Below are 7,736 nucleotides of genomic sequence, written 5' to 3' on the forward strand. Positions count from 1 at the left end.
TTACTTATCCTGACTGATTTTCGTCCTCTTTGCAAAAAACTGGGATGCTCCCGTTACACTCCTCAACTACAAGGTGAAATTCCCGTAATTGTGATGGAATTTATTTCCGATACACAGGAGACAGAGTATTCGATCAAAGCGACATATCCCCCAGGAAAATGGTTTTTCTATGAGCGCATCTTAAAAGTACCAAACTACATCATCTTTGAACCAGATAGCGGCAGTGTAGAAATGTATCGCTTAGAAAACATAGAACAGTACATCTTGCAAGAGGCTGATGAAAATCAACGGTACTGGATACCAGAAATCAATCTTTACCTTGGCGTGTCGCAAGGCACTCGTGAAAACCGCACAGGAAAGTGGTTACGGTGGTGGGATGAACAAGGAAACCTTTTGCCTTGGGGTTCTGAGTTAGCTCAACAAGAACGCCAACGTGCCGAACAGGAACGCGAACGCGCTGAACAAGAACGCCAACGTGCTGAACGACTAGCAGCACAATTGCGGGCGGCGGGAATTGAGCCAGAAGATTAGACTTCCTGTAAATAATTTAGGTTTGCTAAATCTAGCATTTTTTTAGAAACATGAAATTTTCAATAATACCAATTACAGCCAAAATTTGAGAGTATTTTTGTTAATTATTATTGCTAATACTATCAAAGCTAAGGCTAGTTTATAGGGAATAAACATAATTTTATACTTTAATATAAAGACATGATAAAGGCGATTGCCTAATCCCACGAAGAATCATTAAGGCAAAAGAATGTGGAAAGTTGAATATACTAAAAAATTCTTAAAAGAATTAGCACGTTTACCACAAGATGTGCAAGCTTGGATTGAACCAATCGTCTTTCAAGAACGATGAACTACAAGCACGGATGGAAGAACTTTTAGAACGAAAAAAAGCTGATTTACTAACTCTAGAAGAAGTTATCGAACTTGAAGAAATTGGAGAAATAAATAGGATTTTCACCCATATCAATGCAATGCTAGTAGCTCAATAAGATGAAAGTAATCAATAAAAATAATGATGAACACGCGATTAGTCGATTCGCTGGTACAAATTATTGAATCTCTCACTCCAGAAGAGCGCATCTTTTTACAACAGCGACTAAGCAGCTAGCCAATTCAAGTGACAGTCGGTGTCTGCGGGGGACAGCCACGCATTCGCAACACGCGCATCCCTGTGTGGACGCTGGTGGCTTTTCGCCAACAGGGAGCAGATGAGGAAGAGTTACTGCGAAACTATCCTACCCTAACCCATGACGATCTAAAAGCTGCCTGGACTTATTATGAACAGCACCAAGAACAATTAGCAGAACGTTTGCGTCAGTTAAGCGTGAATCCTGATCAACTAGATGAATTGTTGTAGCTTTAGGAGCCTTTTATTGTATGCAGAATAATTTTCTGCTTTTGAAGAATCACCTGTACTGAAAACTTTGATAGCCGATGCTGAAGCAGCTATATCACAACGATATTCGCTCCCAGAAAGATTAACTTTTGAGCGCGATCGCATATTTAGCACTTGAAATACATATAATATTCCCTTTGGGAAGTCTATAGCAACCTCAGTTTTCTGAAAAACCATAATGTCACGCTATATGCTTACTGTTCCAAAACTCAGTGCCAATTGAGCTGCTAGGGGTAAGATGTGGTTCAGCAGCAAATCCAAAAGGCGATGCCCTGAACACTCGCAGATATTACCGCAGACACTAATTATCTTCCGGCTGCTAAAATACGTAAGTATGAGTAGTATGATCGAACTACTGAAGTAAAAATTGTCTATTTAGTCATACAAGACCGTCGAAAGATTGTAGAAAAGTGTGTTTCCCTGTATTGATAGTAGTGCTAACCTCAATTTTAAGGATGTTATCAGCCTTTATCTGCTAGAGTTTCTGACTTTCAGCAAACAAGATAATCTATCAATAATAAAATCGCTAGGAGTGCGATGAGATGTCACAGTCCCCGATGACAAGACCAGAAATAACTGCTGGAACTCTAATCGATAACCGCTATACTATCCAAAAACTTCTAGGACAGGGAGGATTGGGACGAACTTACTTGGCGTTTGACACTCGTCGGTTTAATGAAGCTTGTGTTCTCAAGGAGTTTGCACCCATTGGCACAGGGGAGAGTGGATTGGAACAATATCGCAACTTATTTAAAAGAGAGGCAAAAATTCTTCATCAATTGCAACATCCTCAAATTCCCAAGTTCTTAGCTTGCTTTGAAGGAGATAATCGGCTGTTTCTAGTACAAGAGTATGTTGACGGTAAAACATATTCTCGGCTGCTGGGAGAACTTCAACGTCAAGGAAGAAACTTTTCCGAAGAGGAAGTTATAGAGTGGCTAAAGAATCTACTGCCTGTTTTGGAATATGTCCACCAACACAACATCATCCATCGAGATATTTCTCCTGACAACATCATGTTACCCGATGGCAAGGATCTGCCAGTGCTAATTGATTTCGGTGTAGGCAAGCAAATTGCTGATATCAACGAGGCGAGAAGTTCTAACCATCAGGTGACCTTTGTTGGCAAAATGTCCCTTGTAGGCAAAGTGGGATACGCTCCCCGCGAACAGATTAGCTTGGGTTTATGTTCTCCCTCTAGTGACCTTTATGCTTTGGGGGTAACAGCTATTGTATTACTCACAGGTAGAGATCCATCTTTACTAATGGATCAGTACTCCTTAGAATGGAACTGGCGTTATTATACCTATGTTACTGATGACTTGGCTCAAATACTTGATTATATGTTGGCAGATAGGCCTAACAACCGATATCAAACAGCCAAGGAAGTTCTTATAGATTTAGAGCGGATTGGAGAACCAGAAGTGGCAATGTCTCCTCCAATCATGGTTGATGATTTGCCTGCCACGATATTTAATCCTGAATTTCAGGCTATGTCGGCAATATCGCCGTCATCCAATCAACCTGGAGAAACAATTTTTAGTTCACCTACACCTATTAATCCGCAAATTGGGCGAATTGAACAACAACTTTCACTCAAACCAGCATTTATCAAACATTGTCAGCAAGAGTTAGCTTACCACATCGGACCAATGGCAAATCTGATTATAGAAGAAATATTAGCTGAAAATCCTTACATTTCGCCTGACCAATTTGTTGAACTGATCATCAGGGAAATTCCTGATTTTCAGGCAGCTTTTGAATTTAAAAAAAGCTTATTTTCATAGACATTTAGACCACCGTTAATTTAGAGAATTTTAAATTGTTTAATCCACTGCACCTCCCTGAGTGCGTTTAATTCTTTTCATTGCCATTTCTAGACTTAACTGCATCCGTTTAAAAGCTTTAGCTAAATTACCGATTTCATCATTAGACATCTGCTCAAATTCAACTTCCATATGTCCTGTACTGACTTCTTCAGCTATGCGAGTCATGCGTTTGAGAGGCAAAACAACTTGTCGATTCAAGAAAAAGTTGACTAACAGGATAGTTGCTATAAATATAGTTGATACAATTAGGATAATGAGTAAAGAAGACTGATTAGCTTTGCTGATGACATTGTTCGCCGGCACTGATATAATCTGAGCGCCAACAATTTCATTCAGCTTCCACCCAAATCCATTAGCTGTACCATACTGAGTAATCATACTTTGAGGTGCAGCTTCAGGTACGCTATGACATACGAGACAGCTTTGTTCAGAAATTGGCAGCGGACGAGCAATGTAAAAGATATCCCCACCAGGAATTGAGCGAAATCCACTCACTTCTTTAAGGTCTGATTTATTTCTGAACCTTTCTACAATTTCCGTCTCAAAACTGTCAGCCTTATCCCGAAGATTTGTGGGATTAAGAGTTGCTTCTTTATAAAAGAAGTCACGGTAATCTGTCGTTTTTCGTAAAATTTCAAATACCTCGCGTGCTGAGTATGCAGGCACACTTTGCGGCAAAAACTCAGTTGCCAATTTATCAGCTAGCTCTGGATTAACTTGAGTACTGGTGTATTTACGAACAGAACTCATTGTTTGCATGAGTATAAGACCTGTTGAGCTAATATCTTGTTTAGCATTCTCCCTGAGCAGAGAAGAAAGAGCAAATCCACTCAAGCTCAGACCAAATGTTAGAATTACCAGGAGTAAAATTGTAAACTTTTGTTTCAGCTTCAAATTCTTTAACATAATTCTAGATTACCTACAATTCAAATTATTATGAACAAATATGGCGAAACTTATCGTTTACTTTATCATGATCAATCAACTCTTATATTTGGGTGTGAAAACATAGTTTAGCTAAAACTATTAGGGTAGACCCAACTTTATACTATTAGTAATTATTCAGGTTAATGAAAATCTTCTCTAAGTAACTAAGTTCTAAAAAGCTACAACAGCAATTCAAATACAATTCCCAAAAATTCGTATTGGCTGTTTTGATACTGTGCCAAAAAAAATACCAGCAATTGTCAAATATTACTAATGGTGTGGAATGCAAGAAAGTCTTTATTCGGGGGACGCTACATTATTGAAAGCCAACTAGGTGAAGGCGGAATTGGCATTACTTACCTTGCCAGAAATCAACGGAATCAACTGCGAGTAATTAAAACCCTCAAAGAAGAAATCCTGAACCACCCTGCCTGGATACTTCACCGAAACAAGTTACGGCAAGACTTCCGTGATGAAGCAGTTCGGCTGGCTGTGTGTCACCATCCTCATATAGTACAGATAGAAACCATCTTTGATGAGGGAAATTTGCCCTGCATGGTGATGGAGTACATTGAAGGCGAAGACTTAGGACAGTACTTGAGACGGATGGGGGTGCTATCAGAAGCAGAAGCGCTGCTGTACATCCGGCAAATTGGCGACGCTTTGACACTAATTCATTCTAAAGGACTGCTGCATCGGGATTTGAAACCACGTAATATTATGATCCGCATTGATAAATCAGAAGCAGTGCTGATAGACTTTGGCATCGCTAGAGAATTTATTCCCAATATGATCCAAAGACATACAGTGTATCGCACTCCTGGTTTTGCCCCACCTGAGCAATATGAATCGGAAGCACCACGAGGAGAATACATTGATATCTACGCCTTAGCTGCTACCTTGTATAATTTACTTACCGCCGTTATCCCGACGAGTGCAGATGATAGGCGTCACAATATTAATTTAGAACCACCACAATATTTTAATCCTAACATCAGCAACAGAGTCAATCAGGCTATTATGTGCGGCATGGATCTGGAGTCAACCTATCGTCCCCAGTCTGTGCAGGAGTGGTTGGATTTATTGGGATCTAATCCAGAAACTCGTGTAGCCTTAGCAACACCTAATTTAGTGAGAACGCTTAGACTTAAACCACCTCCACCTGTTGTATTAAATCAGCATAACTGGCAATGCATACAGACTCTCAAAGGTCATTCTAGTATGGTTCATGCGATCGCCATTAGCCCAAACGGGCAATTGATTGCTAGTGGCAGTAATGACCATACTATTAAACTTTGGCAAGTGGGTACTGGCAAGCTAGTGCGTCAGCTAGGTCGTTGGTTTTCTGGTCATTCCAGTATGGTTCATTCCGTCGCCTTTACCCCAATCTCTCCAAATCTTTCTTATCAAGGAGAGTCCGGCAAATCTGCGAAAGTTGCAGACCTGAACTGGGGAATCTTGGCTAGCGGTAGTTGGGATAACACAATTAAATTGTGGGATGTAAACACAGGCAAAGAAATTCGTACTCTCGTTGGTCATGCTAATTGGGTGAATTCCGTTGCCTTTAGTCCAGATGGCAAGTTTCTGGCTAGTGGCAGTGCTGACTGCACAATTAAACTATGGCAAGTACACACAGGCATAGAAATCCAAACTCTCATCGGTCATTCTGACTCAGTTTCTTCAGTCGCCTACTCTCCAACAATGCCGACAACGAATAGCAAAGATAGACTGCTTGTGGCTAGTGGTAGTAATGACTACACTATTAAACTATGGCAAGTATACACAGGCAGAAACATTTCCACATTATTAGGCCATTCTTTCTTCGTCAACTGTATCGCCTTCAGCCAGGATGGGGAAATTATCGCCAGTGGCAGTGGTGACAACACGATTAAACTATGGCATGTAAATACAGGTAGAGAAATTCGTACTCTCATTGGTCATTCTGATTCAGTTTGGTCAGTCGCCTTTGGCCAGAATGGGCAACTTCTGGCTAGTGGCAGTTGGGATAACACTATCAAACTATGGCACGTACACAGTGGCAAAGAAATTAGCACACTTACAGGGCATTCCAACTATGTTAGATGCGTCGCCTTCAGTCCCAATGGTCAAACCCTAGTCAGCGGTGGTGATGACGATACTATCAAGATTTGGCGACGTGGATAATAAATAATTCCTAATGACGCTCTTACGTTGCTCTAAGCGAACGCAAGAGCGTCTCTAAGAGTTGCCATGCCGTTGGCGTACCCCTACGGGGATCTTGCTACACGGTGCGTGTCGCAAGACTTGCCCAAGGGACGCGAACAGCGTCTCCCCTTCTCCCAAAAGGAGAAGCTAGCGCCTGTCGTAGGATGCCCGTTCGCCGCAAGGCGTCCCGTTAGGGAAGGGCTGTAGGGAGAAGAGAAGGCTTTACGCTGCGTACTCCTACGGGGATCTTGCTACGCAAAGCGGACGCACCAGAAGAGAGTAATTCATAATTCCGAATCTTTTTGCTTGGTCTGATTAGATACTTTTAACCTACAGATAGAACTGCGATCGCCCAAAACTTGTGACAATAATGACGACAACCGTTATTTTTGAACAATAAATTATATGGGCTTTGGTATCGGTGATTTATTCTGGATTTTCATCCTTCTCACTTCTTTGCAACCCCTTTGGCAAAAACGTCAAATAGAATATCGGCGCTTGCGTGCTTTACAAGAATTTCAGCAGGAACGCAAAAGTCGGGTGATTTTGCTAATTCACCGCCAAGAGTCTATTAGCTTTCTGGGAATTCCCTTATCTCGCTACATTACTATCGAAGACTCAGAACAGATACTGCGAGCAATTCGCCTCACACCCCCAGATGTGCCGATTGACTTAATTTTGCACACTCCTGGTGGTTTGGTTTTGGCTACCGAACAAATCGCCAGAGCATTAATTCGCCACCAGGCAAAAGTTACAGTTTTTGTACCTCACTACGCCATGAGTGGCGGTACTATGCTTGCCCTCGCCTCTGATGAAATTATTATGGATGCTAACGCTGTTTTAGGGCCAGTTGATCCCCAATTGGGTAATTACCCCGCAGCGAGTATCCTGAAAGTAGTTGAAGATAAACCCATCAGTGAGATTGATGACCAAACCCTAATTATGGCCGACCTCTCACGCAAAGCAATTGGGCAAGTACAGCGGTTTGTACGGACTCTGCTTAAAGACAGTATACCCAAACAAAAAGTTTTGCCAGAAAATATTGAATCAATTATCGAAGCCTTGACAACCGGGCGCGTCACCCACGACTATCCCATCACTATTGAGGAAGCAACAGAAATGGGGCTGCCCGTAACTGTCGGACTGCCCCATTCTATTTATGATCTCATGGATTTGTACCCACAACCACAAGGAGGGCGACCCAGCGTCCAGTACATTCCTATGCCTTACAATGACCGCCGTCCAACTCTACCTACACCCAAGGGCAGACCCTTAGAAGAACCAAATCAAATGATTTGAGACTTTGGGGTAGGAATTTTTTTGTGACGTCTAGGGTGTAGTTGTTGGCGTAGCTGTCGGTGTAGTTGTTGGCGTAGCTGTCGGTGTAG

At 41.8% G+C, this 7,736-nt stretch carries 8 protein-coding genes; 6 read left to right on the top strand and 2 right to left on the bottom strand.

Features of this window, described 5'->3' with window-relative positions:
• From Q0541_RS18425 to Q0541_RS18435, 3 genes are all read left to right on the top strand, one after another.
• A partial coding sequence (locus Q0541_RS18425) for a Uma2 family endonuclease (protein ID WP_298913188.1) occupies positions 1-531 on the top strand: 531 nt, incomplete at its 5' end.
• Between the two features lie 302 nt (positions 532-833).
• On the top strand, positions 834-1,001 hold the full coding sequence (locus Q0541_RS18430) for a hypothetical protein (protein WP_298913209.1): 168 nt from the start codon (positions 834-836) through the stop codon (positions 999-1,001).
• 128 nt (positions 1,002-1,129) lie between these two features.
• The gene (locus Q0541_RS18435; protein WP_298913191.1) at positions 1,130-1,369 is read left to right on the top strand and encodes a DUF433 domain-containing protein; all 240 of its coding nucleotides are present in this window, start codon (positions 1,130-1,132) and stop codon (positions 1,367-1,369) included.
• On the opposite strand, the gene Q0541_RS18440 is transcribed toward Q0541_RS18435, so the two are convergent.
• Entirely contained in the window at positions 1,352-1,585 is a 234-nt protein-coding gene (locus Q0541_RS18440; RefSeq protein ID WP_298913194.1) for a hypothetical protein, read from the bottom strand. The genes Q0541_RS18435 and Q0541_RS18440 overlap by 18 nt on opposite strands.
• A 365-nt stretch (positions 1,586-1,950) precedes the next feature.
• Between Q0541_RS18440 and Q0541_RS18445 the strand changes: the two genes are divergently transcribed.
• On the top strand, positions 1,951-3,195 hold the full coding sequence (locus tag Q0541_RS18445) for a serine/threonine-protein kinase (protein ID WP_298913197.1): 1,245 nt from the start codon (positions 1,951-1,953) through the stop codon (positions 3,193-3,195).
• A 39-nt stretch (positions 3,196-3,234) separates the two neighbouring features.
• On the opposite strand, the gene Q0541_RS18450 is transcribed toward Q0541_RS18445, so the two are convergent.
• Positions 3,235-4,143 (bottom strand): DUF3365 domain-containing protein, encoded by a 909-nt coding sequence (locus tag Q0541_RS18450; protein ID WP_298913200.1) that lies wholly within the window; start codon positions 4,141-4,143, stop codon positions 3,235-3,237.
• A gap of 294 nt (positions 4,144-4,437) precedes the next feature.
• Here Q0541_RS18450 and Q0541_RS18455 point away from each other — a divergent pair, with 294 nt between their 5' ends.
• Positions 4,438-6,327 carry a serine/threonine-protein kinase gene (locus tag Q0541_RS18455; protein WP_298913203.1) on the top strand — a complete coding sequence of 630 codons (1,890 nt, stop codon included), beginning with the start codon at positions 4,438-4,440 and terminating at the stop codon, positions 6,325-6,327.
• A 426-nt stretch (positions 6,328-6,753) separates the two neighbouring features.
• The gene (locus Q0541_RS18460; RefSeq protein WP_298913206.1) at positions 6,754-7,647 is read left to right on the top strand and encodes a hypothetical protein; all 894 of its coding nucleotides are present in this window, start codon (positions 6,754-6,756) and stop codon (positions 7,645-7,647) included.
• Positions 7,648-7,736 lie beyond the last annotated feature (89 nt).

Source organism: uncultured Nostoc sp., assembly GCF_937863485.1.
Taxonomy (GTDB): Bacteria; Cyanobacteriota; Cyanobacteriia; order Cyanobacteriales; family Nostocaceae; genus Nostoc.